Raw genomic sequence first — 19,917 nt, 5'->3', positions numbered from 1 at the left:
ATATCATTGAGAAATAGACCATGTCAGCAAATACCCTAAAGCAAGCTAACGATATTATGCAGCCTTTATTAACAATTATGGAAAAACTGCGGGATCCTGAAACGGGTTGCCCTTGGGATAAACAGCAAAGCTTCGAGACTATTGTTCCTTTTACCCTTGAAGAAGCTTATGAGGTTGCCGATGCCATCGAGCAAGCTGATTTAGATTCGCTGCCAGATGAGCTGGGTGATTTGTTGTTTCAGGTGGTGTTTTACTGTCAGCTCGGTAAAGAACAAGGCTTATTTGATTTTGCCACTGTGGTGAATAAAATTTGCGACAAATTAACCAGAAGACATCCCCATGTGTTTAGCGGCGACAACCTTGGCACTAGCGCTGAACAAGTCAAACTTGTTTGGGATGAAATTAAGCAGCAAGAAAGGCTCGCGAAAAGCCAACACTCGATACTTGATGACATTCCAGTAGCAATGCCAGCACTGAACCGAGCGATAAAAATTCAAAAGCGGGTTGCAAAGGTGGGCTTTGATTGGGCTGATTTAGCCCCTGTGGTGGCAAAGGTTCATGAAGAAATCGATGAGGTCATGGCAGAGGCGCAGCACTTAGAAGCCAATAAAGACGAATATTACCCCAAGGTGGTTGATGAAATGGGCGACTTATTATTTGCTGTTGCCAATATGGCAAGACACTTAGGGGTTGAGCCAGAGCAGGCATTAAGGCTTGCTAATCAGAAGTTTGAACGTCGCTTTAAAGGGGTAGAGCAATATGCTGCACAAAGTGGCAAGGCGTTTGAACAGCACTCACTTGAAGAGCTCGATAGCTATTGGGATCAAGTTAAAATGGCAGAGAAAAGTCAGCAGCTTAGTAAAGATTAATCTGCGCACTTGGCAAACATTAGGATGATATTGAATTCAACGCTATGAAAATTAGGGTTAAATTATGACCATGATTTAACTTTGGCTTAATATCAATTTTATGCGTTTATTGTTTGTTGTTAGCGCGCTATTTTGGTAGAATGTCGCCCCGTCCTAGTGCTTTCTTACAAGCACGTTATTTTCAATCTCACATTCTCAGGTTCAGCATGACTACAAGGTATATCTTCGTTACTGGTGGCGTTGTTTCATCACTAGGTAAAGGCATTGCAGCAGCTTCATTAGCAGCAATTTTAGAGGCGCGTGGCCTCAATGTAACCATTATGAAACTTGACCCATACATTAACGTTGACCCTGGCACCATGAGCCCGACTCAGCATGGTGAAGTATTCGTTACTGAAGATGGTGCTGAAACCGATTTAGACTTAGGTCATTACGAGCGTTTCATTCGAACCAAGATGAACCGTCGTAATAACTTCACTACCGGTCGTATCTACGAGCAAGTGCTACGTAAAGAGCGTCGTGGTGATTATTTAGGTGCCACCATTCAGGTGATCCCGCACATCACTAATGCAATTAAAGAAAAAGTACTTGAAGGCGGCGAAGGTCACGATGTTGCTATCGTAGAAATTGGCGGCACAGTAGGCGATATCGAGTCATTGCCTTTCTTAGAGTCAATTCGTCAATTAGGTGCTGAGCTAGGACGTGATCGCACATTATTCATGCATTTAACCTTAGTGCCGTTCTTAGGTGCTGCAGGTGAAATTAAAACTAAGCCAACACAACACTCTGTTAAAGAATTGCGTTCAATTGGTATCGCGCCAGACGTATTAGTTTGTCGTGGCGACCGTGCTATTCCTGCTAATGAAAAAGCGAAAATCTCGCTATTTTGTAATGTAGAAGAAAAAGCCGTTATCTCATTAAAAGATGTCGACAGTATTTATAAGATCCCAGCGTTATTGCGCTCTCAAGGTCTTGATGAGTTAGTGGTTAAACGTTTTGGTATCGATTGTAATGATGCTGATTTGTCTGAGTGGGAAAATGTTATTTATCAAGAAGCTAATCCAAATGGTGAAATTACCATTGGTATGGTGGGTAAATACATCGAACTACCAGATGCTTATAAGTCTGTGAATGAAGCACTTAAGCATGCAGGCCTTAAAAACCGCCTAACAGTGAATATTCAGTATGTTGATTCACAAACAGTAGAAGCTAAAGGCGCTGAAGTACTAGAAGGTTTAGACGGTATTTTGGTTCCTGGTGGCTTCGGTGAGCGTGGTGTTGAAGGTAAAATCTTTGCGGCGCAATATGCCCGTGAAAATAACATTCCATACTTTGGTATTTGTTTAGGTATGCAAGTGGCATTGATCGAGTTTGCTCGACACGTTGCTAAACTTGAAGGGGCTCATTCAACTGAGTTTAAACCAGAAACAGAACATCCAGTCATTGGTCTGATCACAGAATGGATCAATGAAGAAGGTAATGTTGAGCTGCGCCATGAAGCGTCAGATTTAGGTGGCACTATGCGTTTAGGCGCACAGTTATGTCATTTAGCTGAAGGTTCTAAAGCCGCTGCAGCATATAACTCTACTACTTGTGTTGAACGTCATCGTCACCGTTTTGAAGTGAACAACAACTATGTTGAGCGCTTAGAAAAAGCTGGCCTGGTATTTAGTGGTTTGTCATCAGATCGCAAATTAGTGGAAATGATTGAGCTTCCTAATCACCCTTGGTTTGTAGCAGGTCAATTCCACCCTGAATTCACTTCAACACCTCGTGATGGTCATCCATTATTTGAAGGTTTTGTTGCTGCTGCTGCGATTCATCAAAAAGGTGAAGCTGAGTAATTAAAAATAAAGCCACTGATAATCATATCAGTGGCTTTTTTTTATCTGGTCAATTTTTTATCTGCTAATTAATAGATGTGACCTAGGTAGTTGCCGCTTAACGATAATCGGTCTATGCTATGGCTTCAGTTGACCTTTTATTACCAAACTGAAAGTGAAATACCAATAATTGCGCAATTATTAATAAATTGTCGGTGTTTATTGGTATTGATTTTCTATTTTAATATTTAACTTACATATATTGAGGGCATTATGGCTAACATTATTAACGTCATTGGTCGTGAAATCATGGATTCACGCGGTAACCCAACGGTAGAAGCTGAGGTTCACCTTGCTGACGGTTCTATCGGTATGGCTGCTGCACCATCGGGTGCATCAACAGGTTCTCGTGAAGCACTTGAATTACGTGATGGCGACAAAGCACGTTACTTAGGTAAAGGTGTTCTTAAAGCTGTTGAAGCTGTAAATGGCCCAATCGCTGAAGCGTTAAAGGGTAAAGATGCACTTGCACAAGCTGAGCTTGATCAAATCATGATTGACTTAGATGGCACAGAAAACAAAGCTAAGTTTGGCGCAAACGCTATCCTAGCTGTTTCTCTTGCTGCTGCTAAAGCGGCTGCTGTTTCTAAGAAAGTACCTTTATACGCTCACATTGCTGATCTAAACGGTACTTCTGGTGTTTACTCTATGCCTCTTCCAATGATGAACATCATCAATGGTGGTGAGCACGCTGATAACTCAGTAGACATTCAAGAATTCATGATCCAGCCTGTTGGCGCAGCTAACTTCCGTGAAGGCCTTCGTATGGGCGCTGAAGTATTCCATAGCCTTGCTAAAGTTCTTAAAGCTGGTGGCCACTCGACTGCTGTTGGTGATGAAGGTGGTTTCGCGCCAAACCTTGAGTCTAACGAAGCTGCACTTGCTGCAATCAAAGTGGCTGTTGCAAACGCAGGTTACGAGCTAGGTAAAGACATTACCTTAGCGATGGATTGTGCTGCATCTGAGTTCTTTGATAAAGAAGCCAACATCTATGATCTTAAAGGTGAAGGCAAGAAATTCACCTCTGAAGAGTTTAACTACTTCCTTAAAGATTTGACTGAACAGTACCCAATCGTATCTATCGAAGACGGTCTTGACGAGTCTGACTGGGATGGTTTCGCACACCAAACTAAGCTTCTAGGTGATAAAATTCAATTAGTAGGTGATGATTTATTCGTAACTAACACTAAGATCCTTAAGCGTGGTATCGACAACGGTATTGCTAACTCAATCCTAATCAAATTTAACCAAATTGGTTCGTTAACTGAAACGTTAGCAGCAATCAAAATGGCTAAAGATGCGGGTTTCACCGTGGTTATCTCTCATCGCTCAGGTGAAACTGAAGATGCAACTATTGCAGATCTTGCTGTAGGTACTGCTGCTGGCCAAATCAAAACCGGTTCATTAAGCCGCTCTGATCGCGTTGCTAAGTACAACCAACTGCTGCGTATCGAAGAAGCATTAGGCTCAAAAGCACCGTATAACGGTCTTAAAGAAGTCAAAGGCCAAGGTTAATTTTCCTTGAGCTAAAAAAAGGCCACCACTAGGTGGCCTTTTTTGTTGTACTATAGTGGGATTAATCATTAATTTCGCCACATTATACCTATGAAAAGCCTATTACTATTACTTTTGATCTTAGTCGGTTTATTACAGTATCGATTATGGCTGGGCGAAAATAATTTATCCCAATATATGAATCTGAAAAAACAGATTGCCAGCCAACAGGCCAGTAACGATAAACTCATCGCTAGAAATCAAATTTTAAAAGCGGAAATCATCGATTTAAAACGCGGCACAGAAGCGATTGAAGAACGTGCTCGAAATGAGTTAGGCATGGTAAAAGAAGGTGAAACTTTTTATCGCGTCGTTGGCAACAACCCTCGAAACAATGCTACTTTTGGTCAATAACATCCTATGAACGTTGAGAATCAATCTGTTATCGCGATTGTCCCTGCTGCCGGTATTGGTGCAAGGATGGGGGCGACTATTCCCAAACAATATTTAGCTCTAGGTGAGCAAAGCATCTTAGCCCACACCTTAGATAGCTTGATTACTCATAAAAGAATCAAGCAAGTTATCGTAGCGCTGCACCCTGAAGACACCTTTTTTGCGACTTTATCTCAAGCAAACCACCCTAAAGTGAGCACGGTTATAGGCGGTCAAGAACGTGCAGATTCTGTATTGCGTGCTTTAGTGTCGATTGACAAAGAAACCATGGAGTCTAATTGGGCATTAGTCCATGATGCCGCGAGACCTTGCTTAACCCACAGCGATATCGATAAATTACTTAATGCTAGAGTTGACTGCCCACAAGGCGCGATTCTAGCCATGCCGGTGCGAGACACCATGAAGCGCTGTGCTAACTCAACTAATCTAATTAGTGAAACAGTATCACGTGACCATCTTTGGCATGCATTAACGCCGCAACTGTTTCCCTGCAAAAGCTTGCAGCAACATTTAAGTGATGCACTTAAACAAGGCGTGCAAATTACCGATGAAGCTAGCGCCATGGAGTGGGCTGGTGTTACCCCTGGTTTAGTCACTGGCCGCGCAGACAATATTAAAGTTACTCACCCTGATGACTTGCAGTTAGCAGCGCTGTTTTTATCTCACATAAATTCTCAAAAATAACGGTTATTATTATGTTGAATATACGCATTGGTCATGGTTTTGATGTACATAAATTTGGTAGCGATAAACCGCTGATCCTTGGTGGTGTTACTGTGCCATACGAAACAGGTTTAATTGCTCACTCTGATGGTGATGTAGTGTTGCATGCAGTAAGTGACGCCATACTTGGTGCCATGGCTTTAGGTGATATAGGTAAACATTTCCCTGATACCGATGCCGAGTTTGAAGGTGCTGATAGCAGAGTATTATTGCGCCATTGTGTTTCATTGGCACAAGCTAAACAATTTAATATAGGTAACCTTGATGTCACTGTTATTGCGCAAGCGCCAAAAATGTTGCCACACATTGAAGCCATTAGACAATGTCTGGCTGAAGACCTATGTACCCATATCGATAATATTAATGTGAAAGCCACCACCACCGAAAAACTGGGCTTTACAGGCCGCAAAGAAGGCATCGCAGTTGAGTCGGTCGTCCTTATGGTGCGAGATTAACACTGATAAACGACGATATTACGTCTATTAACGTCACGTAAGCTAATTGCACTCAATAGCTGCAATTACATCATTAGCTCATTTGAGAAGAAACATGACTCCGTTATTTTATTTATTTGGTAAGCCTGATTGCACTGCAGATCTACGCACAGTAAACAGTGACTTTATCGTTAAAGAAATGCTGCCTTTTAGCCCAACTGGCGAAGGCGAGCATCATATGATCCATGTTCGTAAAGATGGCTTAAATACCACGCAAGTGGTAGAAATTTTAGCTAAGTTTGCCAAAGTGCATCAAAAAGAAGTGACATACGCAGGCCAAAAAGACCGAAACGCTGTGACAGAGCAATGGTTTGGGGTGCGTATTCCAGGGAAAGAAACCCCTGATTGGCAATCGCTGTCTGATGAGCACTTAACCATCTTATCAAGCCAACGCCATAGTAAAAAACTGCGTATTGGCGCACTGCTGGGTAATCGGTTTGAACTGATTTTACGAAATGTGTCCGATAAAGCAGTGCTTGAGCAACGGATTTTAAAAGTGGCTGAAATAGGCGTACCTAACTATTTTGGAGAGCAGCGTTTTGGCCATAAAGGTAAAAACTTAGTTTTCGGCCAGCAAATGCTCGCGGGTAAAAAAGTTAAAGATAGAAAAAAACGCAGCATGTATTTATCTGCAGTGCGCTCTAATGTGTTTAACACTGCTGTGTCGTACCGTTTGAGTAAAAATGGCATTGCGCCTATTAATGGTGATTGTGTCATGTTAGCGGGCAGTAAAAGTTTTTTTGTCGCGCAGACATGGGATGAGGCCACAATGAAGCGTTTAGCTGATAATGACATTCAATTGTCTGCGCCATTGTGGGGCAGAGGCGAACTCCCCACTCAAGGGCTTGCATCAGTAGTTGAACAAGCTGCATTAGCTGAGTTAAGCACCGATTTAACCGGGCTTGAGCAAGCGGGTTTAGAGCAAGAACGTCGACCATTATTATTAAAGCCTCAAGCGCTAAAATACCGGTTTGAAAATGATGATGTGTTAGTCATCGAGTTTATTTTACCAGCAGGTAGCTATGCGACCTCAGTATTGCGTGAACTACTGGATTATCAAGATGTTCAAGAAGTGCAGCGACAACAAATGGTGGCAATGCAGCAGCAAGAGCAAGCGCAGCAATTTGCAAATAGCGTTACAAATGACGCAACTAAAAGCACTCTAGAAGGTTAAGTGATGATTAACATATTGGTCAGCAATGATGACGGCGTTACAGCTCCAGGGATCAAAGCCCTAGCGGCAGAGTTAACCAAAATTGCTAATGTGTTAGTCGTGGCGCCTGATAGGAATTGTTCAGCAGCCAGTAATTCTTTGACCTTGACTAATCCATTAAGAATTAATAACTTAGAAAATGGCGCTATTGCTGTCAATGGCACACCGTCAGATTGTGTCCATTTAGCCATTAGAGAATTATGTCCAGTAGAGCCTGATATTGTGGTGTCAGGCATTAATGCTGGGGCGAATATGGGTGATGATACCCTGTACTCAGGTACGGTAGCCGCAGCAATGGAAGGACGCTTTTTAGGCCTACCTGCGATAGCGGTATCATTAGTGGGCAAAGAATTACGTCATTACGATAGTTCAGCAATCTATGCCGCTAAAATAGTGCAAGGTTTACTTGAGCATCCTATTAATAACGATCAAATATTAAATGTAAATGTGCCCGATTTACCGCTAGAACAAATCAAAGGCATGAGAATTACTCGCTTAGGCTCAAGACATAAAGCTGAAGGCATGATCAAAACTCAAGATCCTGCAGGAAGAGATATATATTGGCTTGGGCCTCCGGGCAAAGAACAAGATGCTAGCGCTGATACAGACTTTGGTACAGTTGAACAAGGTTATGTTTCAATTACTCCGCTAACGGTCGACTTAACTGCGTATGATCAGCTTGCTGACTTAGAAAACTGGATTAATAAACTATGAGCCAGGTAGCTTCAACTGTTGCCCTTAATTTAGCCAAAAAACTGCATGAAGCAGGGATCCGTAATCACACTGTGTTGCAGGCGGTATCAAATACCCCAAGGGAGTTATTTCTCGATGGGGCATTAGCCCATAAAGCTTACGAGAATACCGCTTTACCTATTGGGCAAGGCCAAACTATCTCTCAGCCTTATATTGTCGCTAGAATGACGGAGTTATTACTACAACATAACCCTGCTAGAGTGCTTGAAATTGGTACTGGTTCAGGTTACCAGGCAGCGATTTTAGCGCAACTGGTACCTCAGCTTTGCACAATTGAGCGGATCAAGGCGCTACAAATTCAAGCGAGACAACGTTTAAAGCGCTTAGATTTACATAATGTGTCTTTTAAATATGGTGACGGTTGGAAAGGTTGGACCAATAAAGGCCCATTTGATGCCATTATGGTAACAGCAGCTGCAGCATCGGTACCTGAAGCATTATTGGCGCAACTGGCTGAAGACGGCGTGCTAGTGATCCCTGTTGGCGAAGACTCGCAGCAGTTATTAAAAATCACTCGTAAACAAAATGAGTTTCAATCACAAATTATCGAAGCGGTTAAGTTTGTACCGTTAATCAATGGCGACTTAGCTTAACAGTGATGCAAGGGCGATATTTCAAAAGTATGATGGAGACAATGTTGAAGTGTCGTAATTGGCCTTGGGTTACAATTTTACTGCTGTTTATTTCAGGGTGTAGCTTTCAAGCTCACAACCCTGCACCCGTTACGAGTATTTCGAGTAATGCTGGTCAAAAATTTAATAAAGGCTCTATTACCTCTGGCAGTTACAAGGTAAAACGCGGTGATACTCTTTACTCAATTTCATGGGGCGCTGGGCAAGATTTTAATAAAATCGCTCAATATAATGGCTTAAAAGCACCTTATACCATCTATCCAGGACAAACATTAAAACTCACCAAGCCACAGCGCACTAAGCCTGCAGCCAAGCCTGCACCAAAACCGGTCGCTGTAGCGAACACCAAGTCAAAGCCTGCTAATAAAACGGTTGCAAAACAAACTTCAGCACAAAAAAAGCCAGCGACAACGACAAATCAAAATAGTACAAAAAAAGAGCTTGATCACAAAGCTAAGCCTGCGTATTCTGTAAAAACTACCCAAGACAAAACGGTTCAAATAGCGAAAAAATCTGTTTCAACCTTGCCAGATAAAGTAAGTCAGTGGAACTGGCCGACAAAAGGTAAGATTGTAGGTTACTTCTCTAGTACTCAGCAGGGCAATCAAGGCATAAAAATCGCTGGTTCCAGAGGCGATATTATCAAGGCTGCAGCTGATGGAAGAGTTGTTTATGCAGGTAATGCACTTCGGGGCTATGGCAATTTGGTCATTATTAAACACAATGATGATTATTTAAGTGCTTATGCTCATGCAGATGCAATATTGGTCAAAGAAAAGCAATATGTAAATGCTGGACAGACAGTTGCGAAAATGGGTAGTACAGGGACTAATCAGGTGATGTTGCATTTTGAAATTCGTCTCCATGGTAAGTCAGTAAACCCATTAAATTATTTACCTAAACGTTAACTGTTTAGTTCACATTAAAACGGAGGATACGCGCACGAAAATAACTTAATTTTTATCCGGTTTGGGAGAGCACTATATGAGCCAGAAACAAAATACTGCGGTAGCAGAAGAGCTTATGGATTTAGCTAAACAACCACAAGAGATTGCGCTGAAGGAGGCAAAAAATGCCAAGCCAGCACAGCAATCCGACATTGACCAACAAGTTCAAGATGATCTTCAGAAGAATCTTGACGCCACTCAACTATATTTAGGTGAGATCGGTTTTTCCCCTTTGCTTAGTGCAGAAGAAGAAGTCTTCTTTTCACGTAAAGCACTCAAAGGCTGCGAGAAGTCTCGTAACCGCATGATAGAAAGTAATCTAAGATTGGTCGTAAAAATTGCCAGAAGGTATAACAACCGAGGATTAGCATTACTGGATCTTATCGAAGAAGGTAATCTAGGGCTTATTCGAGCAGTCGAAAAGTTTGATCCGGAAAGAGGGTTTCGTTTTTCAACCTACGCAACTTGGTGGATTAGACAAACCATCGAAAGAGCGATCATGAATCAAACTCGGACCATTCGTTTGCCTATTCATGTGGTTAAAGAGCTTAATGTATACTTGCGAACGGCAAGACAGCTTGCGCAAAAACTTGATCATGAGCCGACGGCAGAAGAAATCGCAGACAAATTAGATGTCTCTACTAGCGATGTCAGTCGAATGCTAAAACTAAACGAAAAAATCACCTCTGTAGATACCCCACTAGGCGGGGATAACGATAAAGCATTGTTAGATGTTATTGCAGATGATGATTCAGTTGGACCAGATTATAAAGTACAGGATGAAGACTTATCTAATTCAATTGTCGGTTGGTTAAATGAGCTAAATACTAAGCAAAGAGAAGTATTAGCACGACGTTTTGGTTTATTAGGTTATGAACCATCGACGTTAGAAAACGTAGGGGCTGAAATTGGCTTAACACGGGAACGTGTGCGTCAAATTCAAGTCGAAGCGTTAAAGCGTTTGAAAGATGTATTAGGGGCACAAGGCCTATCAGTCGAAGCGTTATTTAGAAATTAACGCCAACCTTTTAAGCGATTAATTTACGCTTAGGGTTATTTACCTTTGAGGACACGAGTTGTCCTTTTTTGTTGGCTTTTTTTTACTCACTTTTATAGAGCCTGAGCATTATGATAGTTAATGAAACTAGGTTCTAAGTATTAGTTATGAGTACTTAATCATTATAATTGTAATGAATGGGCCGTGATAAACAGCCCATTCAGATTTTACACTGAGCACAATTGCGCTCATCATTTACAAGTTTGATAGCCTTTTTAGTTCATAAAGCATGTCAATTGCTTGTTTAGAGCAGTAATCATCAGGATTGACTTTAGGTTCTAAGTGTTAGTTAAATTGTAGTGAATGGGCTGTGATAAACAGCCCATTCAGATGTTACACTGAGCACAATTGCGCTCATCACTTACAAGTTTGATAGCCTTTTTAGTTCATAAAGCATATCAAGTGCTTGTTTAGAGCAGTAATCATCAGGATTGACTTTAGGTTCTAAGTGTTAGTTAAATTGTAATGAATGGGCCGTGATAAACAGCCCATTCAGATGCTACACTGAGCACAATTGCGCTCATCACTTACAAGTTTGATAGCCTTTTTAGTTCATAAAGCATATCAAGTGCTTGTTTAGGGCTGTAATCATCAGGATTGATTTGACTGAGTTTTTCAGTCGCAGCATTCGCTTCAGCTTCAGGGATAGATAAATTTAATGCTTCTTGAATTGGCATTTGCTGGCTATTGGCCAAATCTCTACTTTCTAGCATATGCAGTTTTTGTTTAGCCGCTTTGATCACATGGGCTGGAACACCCGCTAAAGAGGCCACCTGTAAACCATAGCTCTTACTTGCCGCGCCATCTTGCACTGCATGCATAAAGGCAATAGTGTCACCATGTTCGATAGCATCTAAGTGCACATTCGCTGCTGATGGGATCTGTTCCGGCAATTGAGTCAGTTCAAAGTAATGGGTGGCAAATAGCGTTAATGCCGCCACTTTTTCGGCTAAGTATTCTGCCGCTGACCAGGCTAAAGATAAACCATCATAGGTTGAGGTGCCGCGGCCAATTTCATCCATTAACACTAAACTTTTGGCCGTTGCGTTATGTAAAATATTGGCGGTTTCAGTCATTTCTACCATGAAGGTTGAGCGCCCTGATGCTAAATCATCGGAAGCACCAATACGGGTAAATATTCTATCTATTGGACCTATCACTGCTTTTTGTGCCGGAACAAAGCTGCCGATATGTGCCATTAAGGTGATTAATGCCACTTGGCGCATGTAAGTCGATTTACCGCCCATATTAGGGCCAGTAACCACTAGCATTCTTCTTGAAGGTGCTAATTGCACCGGGTTGGCAATGAATGGACTTTGGCTGACTAGCTCAACTACCGGATGGCGACCAGCTTCAATATGAATACCAATCTCGTGAGTGATTTGCGGGCAATTATAGCCAAGGGTTTCAGCTCGTTCGGCGAAATTACTTAATACATCCAACTCTGCTGCGGACTGAGCAAATAGCTGTAACTCATGTAGTTTCGGTAGTAATAAATCAAACAGTTCTTCCCATAGTTTTTTCTCAATGGCCAACGCCTTGCCCTGACTTGAAAGTACTTTTTCTTCGTACTCTTTAAGTTCTGGGGTGATATAACGTTCAGTATTTTTTAAGGTTTGACGGCGTTGATAGCTTAACGGCACTTGATCAGATTGTAGGCGGCTGACTTCAATATAATAACCGTGCACACGGTTATAGCCGACTTTAAGGGAATTAATGCCTGTTTGCTCTTTTTCTCGCAGCTCCATTTGCACTAAATAGTCATTAGCGCCTTCACTTAAACCGCGCCACTCATCAAGCTCGGCGTTATAGCCAGTTTTAATGACTCCACCATCACGAATAAGCATGGGTGGATTATCAACAATCGCTGAGGCTAAAAGCTGTTGCTGCTCAGGGAATTCTCCTAGTTTTCGCGCCAGAGTCTTCAGTTCATCTTGCTGACAATGGCTTAAGGTTTGCTGGATTTCAGGCAGCAATTCTAATGCTTGGCGTAAACGGGCAAAATCACGTGGTCGTGCACTTCTTATGGCAAGCCTTGCCATAATGCGCTCGATATCACCTAAAGCTTTCAGTTGTTGGTGTAAGTCGGCATACAAACCGCTATCAATTAGCTCGGCAACCGCTTGTTGGCGCTGATGAATATGCTGCTGGTTTCTTAATGGTTGGTGGATCCAGCGTTGCAGCATTCGACTGCCCATAGGTGTTGCCGTCTTATCTAGCACCCAAGCAAGTGTATTGTCACGCTGGCCCGACAGGTTCAAAGTTAATTCAAGGTTGCGTCTGGTCGCAGCATCTAAAATGATAGTATCAGCTTGATTAAAAAGGGTAATGCTATTGATGTGCGGCAAAGCTGTCTTTTGGGTGTCTTTGACATATTGCATTAAGCAGCCAGCAGCTTGCAGTGATAAGCGAGCATCTGTAATGCCAAAGCCATGTAAATCTTTCGTGCCAAATTGCTCCAGCAATAGCTGTATGCTGGTATCGTAATCAAATTCCCATTCTGGGCGGCGACGAATACCTTTAATGTTTTCAATTAAATGCACATCGACTAAGTCTTCGCTGTAAAGTAGCTCTGCAGGGCTGGTGCGTTGTAATTCAGCTTCTAATGTCTCAGCGTTTTCTAATTCGACTACCACGAAACGCCCTGATGACACATCTAAAGTTGAGTAGCCGAAACCATTTTTACCTTGATAAACCGCAGCTAACAGATTGTCTTGACGCTCTTGCAGTAAGGCTTCATCAGTTAAGGTGCCAGGCGTTACTATACGGACAACTTTGCGCTCAACCGGACCTTTACTTGTAGCAGGATCGCCAATTTGTTCACAAATAGCTGCTGATTGACCAATTTGGACTAATTTAGCCAAATAGCCTTCAACAGAGTGGTAGGGAATACCTGCCATAGGGATGGCATTACCACCACTTTTGCCTCTAGCGGTCAACGAAATTCCTAAAAATTCAGAAGCAAGTTTGGCATCTTCATAAAATAATTCATAAAAATCTCCCATACGATAAAACAACAACATATCGGGATGCTGCGCTTTAAGCGTCAAATATTGGCGCATCATCGGAGTGTGCTTTTCTAAATTTGGATTTTCAATTGCTGTCATTAATTTGTTGCTCTAAATATGGCTTGGGGATCGGAAAAAAGACCAATACTAATCGGCGCTCATCTTAGCAATAATTGATTTGAATCCCAATAGAGTTACTCATTTAGCGCGGTTCTGAACTGCTATTATCGAGTTGAAAGAGTATAACTATTGGCTTATTTGTCAGATGGTTAACATATTGAAACCACTGTATACAGTAGTCTTTATATACAGTGGTGTAGAAGTTTTAATTATATTTTTACTTATAAGGTATTGATATTGATATTGAAAAACCTTGTTTATTAGTGGTTTTGCAATTTTTTTTTGAGTAACTATTGATACTGTATGATTATACAGTATACTGAGCTCATATTAAGAAACAGACAAATTTATTCGTTATCAATCTCGCCAATGAGATGAGTTCGCTTAGAGGGATAATCACAATGAAAGCAGATCCAAATAAAGAGAAAGCACTGAATGCCGTGTTAGGTCAAATTGAGAAGCAATTTGGTAAAGGTTCAATCATGAAGTTGGGCGCAGACCGCACAATGGATGTTGAAACCATTTCTACTGGCTCACTTTCATTGGATGTTGCCTTGGGTGCTGGTGGTTTACCTATGGGGCGAATCGTAGAAATCTACGGTCCTGAGTCATCAGGTAAAACAACCTTAACCTTAGAAGTGATTGCAGCAGCACAGCGTCAAGGTAAAACCTGTGCGTTTATCGATGCTGAGCATGCTCTTGATCCTATCTATGCTAAAAACCTTGGTGTTGATATTGATAACCTACTTTGTTCGCAACCAGATACGGGTGAACAAGCACTAGAGATTTGTGATGCCTTAACTCGTTCTGGCGCCGTTGATGTGATCATTGTCGATTCAGTGGCGGCATTAACACCAAAAGCTGAAATTGAAGGTGAAATTGGTGACTCACACATGGGCCTTGCTGCTCGTATGATGAGCCAAGCAATGCGTAAACTTGCTGGTAACCTTAAGCAATCAAACACGCTATTGATTTTCATTAACCAAATTCGTATGAAAATTGGTGTGATGTTCGGTAACCCAGAAACTACAACAGGTGGTAATGCACTTAAGTTTTACGCCTCAGTGCGTTTGGATATTCGCCGTACAGGTGCAATCAAAGATGGCGATCAGGTGGTTGGTAACGAAACCCGAGTTAAAGTGGTTAAAAACAAAATTGCAGCGCCATTTAGGCAAGCTGAATTCCAAATCTTGTACGGTAAGGGTATTAACCGTACTGGTGAGCTAGTTGATTTAGGTGTGGCGCATAAGCTTGTTGAAAAAGCTGGTGCTTGGTATAGCTACAAAGGCGGCAAGATTGGTCAAGGCCGTGCAAATGCCGGTAAGTACCTAATTGAAAACCCTGCTGCGGCTGAAGAGATCGAAACTGCATTACGTGAATTATTGCTTAGTAAAGATAAAGAAAAAGATGCCGCCCCTGCTAAACCCGATGAAAACATCGATTTAGAAACCGGTGAAGTGTTTTAAGCCTTTGCTAGGTATTAGTAGTTAGAATTATTAAATCGCGGTGAGCTATATGCTCGCCGCTTTTTTTTATCCAATTTTGCTCAGTATGTAACTCATATCTGTCAGAGGCTATATTTTGCTGTTACGCTAATGAAGCTTAACAGCGCCTATCAATTAGCTTTATAGCCACTCTTGTTAGCCGTTTTGTTAGCTGTTTTAGTTGCGGTAATTTTTTGATTACCCATAAATATGGCTATATTGCACAATCAATCAAATATTCGATGATCAAAATCGTTAAATTCCAGCCTAAAATAGCCAATCTATTGCCCTAGAATGTCGCACCTATAGTTTGTTTAAGTATATAATGTTGGCAATTTAGCGCTGACTAACAGCTTCCTGATAAATACGATTTATCCATTTTAGGGCGATTTCATGTTTCAAACTACCGCAGAACTAAGAAGTGCTTTCCTAGAGTTTTTTCGTCACAACGAACATCAAGTTGTCGATAGTAGCTCTTTAGTACCTCACAATGACCCAACTTTACTATTCACCAATGCCGGTATGAATCAGTTTAAAGACTGTTTTTTAGGTCAAGAAAAGCGTAGCTATACCCGAGCGACAACATCGCAACGCTGTGTACGTGCTGGTGGTAAACATAACGACCTTGATAATGTAGGTTACACCGCTCGTCACCATACCTTCTTTGAAATGTTAGGTAACTTCAGTTTTGGTGATTACTTCAAAGAAGAAGCCATTAGCTATGCATGGCGCTTTTTAACTGAAACATTAAAGCTTCCAACCGAGCGTTTATGCGTCACCATCTATGAAACTGATAATGAAGCGTTTGATATCTGGACTAACAAAATTGGTGTCGCCCCTGAAAATATTATCCGCATTGGTGATAATAAAGGTGCACCTTATGCGTCTGATAACTTCTGGCAAATGGGTGACACAGGTCCTTGTGGCCCATGTTCTGAAATATTTTATGATCATGGCGAGCATATCTGGGGCGGTCGCCCTGGTACTCCAGAAGAAGATGGCGATCGTTTCATTGAAATCTGGAATATCGTATTCATGCAATATAACCGTCAAGCTGACGGCGAAATGAAGCCATTACCAAAACCTTCTGTTGATACTGGTATGGGTATTGAGCGTATTGCTGCGATTATGCAAGGCGTACATTCAAACTATGAAATCGATATTTTCAAACAGCTTATTGCTAAAACGGCTGAAATCATTGGTGTCCAAGATTTAGAAAATAAATCTTTACGGGTTATTGCCGATCATATTCGCTCTTGTGCATTTTTAATTGCTGACGGTGTAATGCCGTCAAATGAAGGCCGCGGCTATGTACTACGCCGTATTATTCGCCGCGCAGTGCGTCATGGTAACAAGCTTGGCGCGACAGATACCTTCTTCTACAAATTAGTGCCAACATTAATTGAAGTGATGGGCGATGCAGCTAAAGGCCTTGTTGATGCTAAAGCAATTGTTGAAAAGTCTTTAAAAGCCGAAGAAGAGCAGTTTGCTAGAACACTAGAGCGTGGCCTAGGTATTTTAGATGCAGCCCTTAATGCACTTGAAGCTAATATTTTAGATGGTGAAACAGCATTTAAACTTTATGACACCTATGGCTTCCCTGTCGACTTAACCGCGGATGTATGTCGTGAGCGTGATATCACCGTTGATGAAGCAGGATTTGAAGCGGCAATGGCTGAGCAGCGCAGCCGAGCACAAGCGGCTGGCAATTTTGGCACTGATTACAATGCAGGCCTTAAAATTGAAGGTGAAACCGAGTTTTGCGGTTATAGCGAGCTAAATGGTCAAGGTAAAATTACAGCTATATATGTAGAAGGTAATGCAGTTGATTCATTAACGGCAGAGCAAGAAGCGGTCATTGTATTAGATAATACGCCGTTTTACGCTGAGTCTGGCGGTCAAGTTGGCGACAAAGGCCATTTAACAGCTAATGATGCTAATTTTGCTGTGACCGATACTCAAATTTTTGGTCAAGCTTTCGGTCATCAAGGCAAGTTAGTTGCTGGTGTTTTAAATGTTGGTGATAGCGTTAGCGCTGAAGTCGATAAAAAACTTCGTCATCGTACTCAGCTTAACCATTCAGTGACCCATTTATTACATGCAGCACTACGTAATGTACTGGGTAGCCATGTAAATCAAAAAGGGTCATTAGTTAACCCTGAGCGTTTACGTTTTGACTTTGCTCACTTTGAAGCGGTCACCGCAGCAGAACTTAAGCAAGTTGAAGACATGGTTAATACTCAAATTCGTCGTAACCATGAATTAAAAACTGCGGTTATGGGGATTGATAAAGCCAAAGAGCAGGGCGCAATGGCGTTGTTTGGCGAAAAGTATGACAGCGAAGTGCGTGTGGTTACCATGGGTGACTTCTCTATCGAGCTTTGTGGTGGTACTCATGTTGGCCGTACTGGTGATATTGGTTTATTCAAAATAACTTCAGAAGGTGGTATTGCAGCAGGTATTCGCCGTATTGAAGCGGTAACGGGTGCCGCAGCAATGGCTTATGTTGCTGAGCAGCAATCTCAACTTGAACAAGCGGCAAGTTTGCTTAAGTCAGATTCAGCCTCTGTTGTAGCGAAATTAAAAGCACAGCTTGATAAAGTAAAATCCCTTGAGAAAGAAATGTCGCAGCTAAAAGATAAGTTAGCTGCAGCAGCCAGTGCCGATATTGCTGGTGAAGCTGTTGAGATGAACGGCATCAAGGTATTAGTTAAAAAGCTTGAAGGTGTGGACCCTAAATCTTTACGAGGCTTGCAAGATGAGCTGAAGCAAAAGTTACCGTCATCAATTATCGTGCTCGGTATTGCTGGCGATGCAAAGGTTAACTTGATTGCTGGTGTGAGCAAAGATCTTGTCGGTAAGGTTAAAGCTGGTGAACTTGTGGCTATGGTAGCACAGCAGGTTGGCGGTAAAGGTGGTGGGCGCCCTGATATGGCCCAAGCTGGCGGAACACAACCAGAGAACTTAGATGCAGCATTAGCCTTAGTTCAACCATGGCTCAGCGAACGTTTAGGCTAACTGACAACTTAAGCCATAAGGTGTTTACGGCATTTTATGGCTTGAGTATTAGGTTGAGCTTTGAGATAGTGGTTCGGCAAGCTTATAAAGCATTCTTAGGTATCATTTTTTACGCTTTTTTGACTCAAGCTACTATAATTCTAAATTGAAGCAACTTTTATGCTTTTTTTGTACGCATAAGCAGCAATTTATTAAATTACCTGTTTTGCTTTTGTTTAAAGAATAGCCTTTAAATGTTATCAACTTGAAATAATCAGGCCGCAGGAATACGTTTTTTCTTTTTTTTGGGGTAAAAAGCTTAAAAGTTTTATTGATTTAGTGTCGTCACTAATGATTTGTATTAAGCTAACATTATTAAACGCGCATATTACGGATAGAAGCTGGTGTATGCTGATTGGACTAAAGGAGCAATCGAATGCTGATTTTGACTCGCCGTGTTGGCGAAACATTAATGATAGGTGATGAAGTGACTGTTACTGTACTAGGTGTAAAAGGTAACCAAGTACGTATCGGTGTGAATGCACCTAAAGAAGTATCAGTTCATCGCGAAGAAATTTATCAACGTATCCAGTCTGAAAAATCTGGCAACGTTACACCTGAAGATGGTGGCAATTTCTGATATATCAGACATTGTTTGCGATTTACCAATAAAGCCAGCGAAAGCTGGCTTTATTGTTTTTAGACTATTTAAGATTGTTTGCTAAAAAAAATACAAATTTTTTTAAATGAATTGATGATAATTGTGGCTTAACTCATCAATGTGCTCAAAAACAGTTCAAATGAATATAAGATGCTGAAAAAGGTTTGACTTATTTTCGGCAAACAGTAATATGTGCGCCAAGAAACGGAGAGGTGGCCGAGTGGCCGAAGGCGCTCCCCTGCTAAGGGAGTATGGGCTTTAACTCCCATCGAGGGTTCGAATCCCTCCCTCTCCGCCATTTCTTAAAATAGTAAACGATGCGGATGTAGCTCAGCTGGATAGAGTACCTGGCTACGAACCAGGCGGTCGGAGGTTCGAATCCTCCCATCCGCACCATTTTCTATTGTTGTGTTTAAATTTTTTAATGAGCGGATGTAGCTCAGCTGGATAGAGTACCTGGCTACGAACCAGGCGGTCGGAGGTTCGAATCCTCCCATCCGCACCATTAAATAATTTAAAAGCTGTAAATTTTATATATGCGGATGTAGCTCAGCTGGATAGAGTACCTGGCTACGAACCAGGCGGTCGGAGGTTCGAATCCTCCCATCCGCACCATATAAAATAGTACCTAATTATGCGGATGTAGCTCAGCTGGATAGAGTACCTGGCTACGAACCAGGCGGTCGGAGGTTCGAATCCTCCCATCCGCACCATAATTCGGAGAGGTGGCCGAGTGGCCGAAGGCGCTCCCCTGCTAAGGGAGTATGGGCTTTAACTCCCATCGAGGGTTCGAATCCCTCCCTCTCCGCCATTATTTGCATATTTTAAATATGCAACTAAGCTCAATTAGCACTGAGTAAAGATTGGCAGTAAAATTTTGCGGATGTAGCTCAGCTGGATAGAGTACCTGGCTACGAACCAGGCGGTCGGAGGTTCGAATCCTCCCATCCGCACCAGTATTAGAAAAAGCCCTGTAGTTATCTACAGGGCTTTTTTTATGCCTAAAATCCAGTCAGTCATATAAAGTGACTTTAAGTTTTCCTGCCAATATACCTACTTCACACTCACTCAAATGTCGCTAACCTGCTTTAGATCTTAAGTCAAAATGAACTGTAACCCTCCCTTATAT

General features: G+C 41.9%; 15 protein-coding genes and 7 tRNA genes. 21 read left to right on the top strand and 1 reads right to left on the bottom strand.

Translation table 11 applies throughout. The features are described from left to right. Nucleotides 1-20: 20 nt before the first annotated feature. From mazG to rpoS, 11 genes are all read left to right on the top strand, one after another. The gene (gene mazG, locus AB4140_RS04395; protein ID WP_102438068.1) at nt 21-869 is read left to right on the top strand and encodes a nucleoside triphosphate pyrophosphohydrolase; all 849 of its coding nucleotides are present in this window, start codon (nt 21-23) and stop codon (nt 867-869) included. 206 nt (nt 870-1,075) lie between these two features. Next, nucleotides 1,076-2,713 (top strand): CTP synthase, encoded by a 1,638-nt coding sequence (locus tag AB4140_RS04390; RefSeq protein ID WP_102438070.1) that lies wholly within the window; start codon nt 1,076-1,078, stop codon nt 2,711-2,713. Nucleotides 2,714-2,965: 252 nt separating this feature from the next. Continuing rightward, complete coding sequence (gene eno, locus AB4140_RS04385) at nt 2,966-4,267, top strand: phosphopyruvate hydratase (RefSeq protein WP_102438072.1); 1,302 nt, start codon at nt 2,966-2,968, stop codon at nt 4,265-4,267. Between the two features lie 90 nt (nt 4,268-4,357). Continuing rightward, on the top strand, nt 4,358-4,660 hold the full coding sequence (gene ftsB / locus AB4140_RS04380) for a cell division protein FtsB (protein ID WP_102438074.1): 303 nt from the start codon (nt 4,358-4,360) through the stop codon (nt 4,658-4,660). A gap of 6 nt (nt 4,661-4,666) precedes the next feature. Further along, nucleotides 4,667-5,383 (top strand): 2-C-methyl-D-erythritol 4-phosphate cytidylyltransferase, encoded by a 717-nt coding sequence (gene ispD / locus AB4140_RS04375; protein WP_102438076.1) that lies wholly within the window; start codon nt 4,667-4,669, stop codon nt 5,381-5,383. A gap of 14 nt (nt 5,384-5,397) precedes the next feature. Then, complete coding sequence (gene ispF / locus AB4140_RS04370; protein ID WP_102477224.1) at nt 5,398-5,877, top strand: 2-C-methyl-D-erythritol 2,4-cyclodiphosphate synthase; 480 nt, start codon at nt 5,398-5,400, stop codon at nt 5,875-5,877. 94 nt (nt 5,878-5,971) lie between these two features. Next, nucleotides 5,972-7,090: a tRNA pseudouridine(13) synthase TruD gene (gene truD / locus AB4140_RS04365; RefSeq protein ID WP_371999916.1), complete on the top strand. Its 1,119-nt coding sequence runs from the start codon at nt 5,972-5,974 to the stop codon at nt 7,088-7,090. 3 nt (nt 7,091-7,093) lie between these two features. Next, nucleotides 7,094-7,843, top strand: coding sequence for a 5'/3'-nucleotidase SurE (surE, locus tag AB4140_RS04360; RefSeq protein ID WP_371999914.1), 750 nt, complete (start codon nt 7,094-7,096; stop codon nt 7,841-7,843). Continuing rightward, nucleotides 7,840-8,475: a protein-L-isoaspartate(D-aspartate) O-methyltransferase gene (locus tag AB4140_RS04355; protein WP_102438082.1), complete on the top strand. Its 636-nt coding sequence runs from the start codon at nt 7,840-7,842 to the stop codon at nt 8,473-8,475. The genes surE and AB4140_RS04355 overlap by 4 nt, the downstream gene beginning before the upstream one ends. Before the next feature lie 41 nt (nt 8,476-8,516). Further along, entirely contained in the window at nt 8,517-9,422 is a 906-nt protein-coding gene (locus tag AB4140_RS04350) for a peptidoglycan DD-metalloendopeptidase family protein (protein WP_102438084.1), read from the top strand. Between the two features lie 76 nt (nt 9,423-9,498). Beyond that, nucleotides 9,499-10,479 (top strand): RNA polymerase sigma factor RpoS, encoded by a 981-nt coding sequence (rpoS, locus tag AB4140_RS04345; RefSeq protein WP_102477190.1) that lies wholly within the window; start codon nt 9,499-9,501, stop codon nt 10,477-10,479. Between the two features lie 566 nt (nt 10,480-11,045). Here rpoS and mutS read toward each other — a convergent pair. Beyond that, entirely contained in the window at nt 11,046-13,625 is a 2,580-nt protein-coding gene (gene mutS, locus AB4140_RS04340) for a DNA mismatch repair protein MutS (protein WP_102438088.1), read from the bottom strand. Nucleotides 13,626-14,047: 422 nt separating this feature from the next. Between mutS and recA the strand changes: the two genes are divergently transcribed. The 10 genes from recA to AB4140_RS04290 all read left to right on the top strand — a co-directional run bounded on the left by recA (nt 14,048) and on the right by AB4140_RS04290 (nt 19,744). Continuing rightward, nucleotides 14,048-15,112: a recombinase RecA gene (gene recA, locus AB4140_RS04335; RefSeq protein ID WP_076542998.1), complete on the top strand. Its 1,065-nt coding sequence runs from the start codon at nt 14,048-14,050 to the stop codon at nt 15,110-15,112. A gap of 411 nt (nt 15,113-15,523) precedes the next feature. Next, the gene (alaS, locus tag AB4140_RS04330; RefSeq protein WP_371999909.1) at nt 15,524-18,148 is read left to right on the top strand and encodes an alanine--tRNA ligase; all 2,625 of its coding nucleotides are present in this window, start codon (nt 15,524-15,526) and stop codon (nt 18,146-18,148) included. Nucleotides 18,149-18,563: 415 nt separating this feature from the next. Continuing rightward, on the top strand, nt 18,564-18,767 hold the full coding sequence (csrA, locus tag AB4140_RS04325) for a carbon storage regulator CsrA (protein ID WP_076542996.1): 204 nt from the start codon (nt 18,564-18,566) through the stop codon (nt 18,765-18,767). A 227-nt stretch (nt 18,768-18,994) separates the two neighbouring features. Further along, nucleotides 18,995-19,086, top strand: a tRNA-Ser gene (locus AB4140_RS04320). A gap of 21 nt (nt 19,087-19,107) precedes the next feature. Continuing rightward, nucleotides 19,108-19,184: transfer RNA gene (locus AB4140_RS04315), tRNA-Arg, on the top strand. 32 nt (nt 19,185-19,216) lie between these two features. After that, nucleotides 19,217-19,293 (top strand) — tRNA-Arg (locus tag AB4140_RS04310). Nucleotides 19,294-19,326: 33 nt separating this feature from the next. Beyond that, nucleotides 19,327-19,403 (top strand) — tRNA-Arg (locus AB4140_RS04305). A 21-nt stretch (nt 19,404-19,424) separates the two neighbouring features. Continuing rightward, nucleotides 19,425-19,501 (top strand) — tRNA-Arg (locus AB4140_RS04300). A 6-nt stretch (nt 19,502-19,507) separates the two neighbouring features. After that, nucleotides 19,508-19,599, top strand: a tRNA-Ser gene (locus tag AB4140_RS04295). A gap of 68 nt (nt 19,600-19,667) precedes the next feature. Next, nucleotides 19,668-19,744 (top strand) — tRNA-Arg (locus tag AB4140_RS04290). Nucleotides 19,745-19,917: the final 173 nt, after the last annotated feature.

This window comes from Shewanella sp. 10N.286.51.B2, assembly GCF_041469265.1.
Taxonomy (GTDB): Bacteria; Pseudomonadota; Gammaproteobacteria; order Enterobacterales; family Shewanellaceae; genus Shewanella.
The sequence above is the reverse complement of the archived record's forward strand: the minus strand, read 5'-3'. Positions and strand labels throughout refer to the sequence as shown.

Coding starts and splice junctions, on each gene's coding strand:
- mazG (WP_102438068.1), top strand. CDS start 21: ATGTCAGCAAATACCCTAAAGCAAGCTAACGATATTATGCAGCCTTTA.
- AB4140_RS04390 (WP_102438070.1), top strand. CDS start 1,076: ATGACTACAAGGTATATCTTCGTTACTGGTGGCGTTGTTTCATCACTA.
- eno (WP_102438072.1), top strand. CDS start 2,966: ATGGCTAACATTATTAACGTCATTGGTCGTGAAATCATGGATTCACGC.
- ftsB (WP_102438074.1), top strand. CDS start 4,358: ATGAAAAGCCTATTACTATTACTTTTGATCTTAGTCGGTTTATTACAG.
- ispD (WP_102438076.1), top strand. CDS start 4,667: ATGAACGTTGAGAATCAATCTGTTATCGCGATTGTCCCTGCTGCCGGT.
- truD (WP_371999916.1), top strand. CDS start 5,972: ATGACTCCGTTATTTTATTTATTTGGTAAGCCTGATTGCACTGCAGAT.
- surE (WP_371999914.1), top strand. CDS start 7,094: ATGATTAACATATTGGTCAGCAATGATGACGGCGTTACAGCTCCAGGG.
- AB4140_RS04355 (WP_102438082.1), top strand. CDS start 7,840: ATGAGCCAGGTAGCTTCAACTGTTGCCCTTAATTTAGCCAAAAAACTG.
- AB4140_RS04350 (WP_102438084.1), top strand. CDS start 8,517: ATGTTGAAGTGTCGTAATTGGCCTTGGGTTACAATTTTACTGCTGTTT.
- rpoS (WP_102477190.1), top strand. CDS start 9,499: ATGAGCCAGAAACAAAATACTGCGGTAGCAGAAGAGCTTATGGATTTA.
- mutS (WP_102438088.1), bottom strand. CDS start 13,625: ATGACAGCAATTGAAAATCCAAATTTAGAAAAGCACACTCCGATGATG.
- recA (WP_076542998.1), top strand. CDS start 14,048: ATGAAAGCAGATCCAAATAAAGAGAAAGCACTGAATGCCGTGTTAGGT.
- alaS (WP_371999909.1), top strand. CDS start 15,524: ATGTTTCAAACTACCGCAGAACTAAGAAGTGCTTTCCTAGAGTTTTTT.
- csrA (WP_076542996.1), top strand. CDS start 18,564: ATGCTGATTTTGACTCGCCGTGTTGGCGAAACATTAATGATAGGTGAT.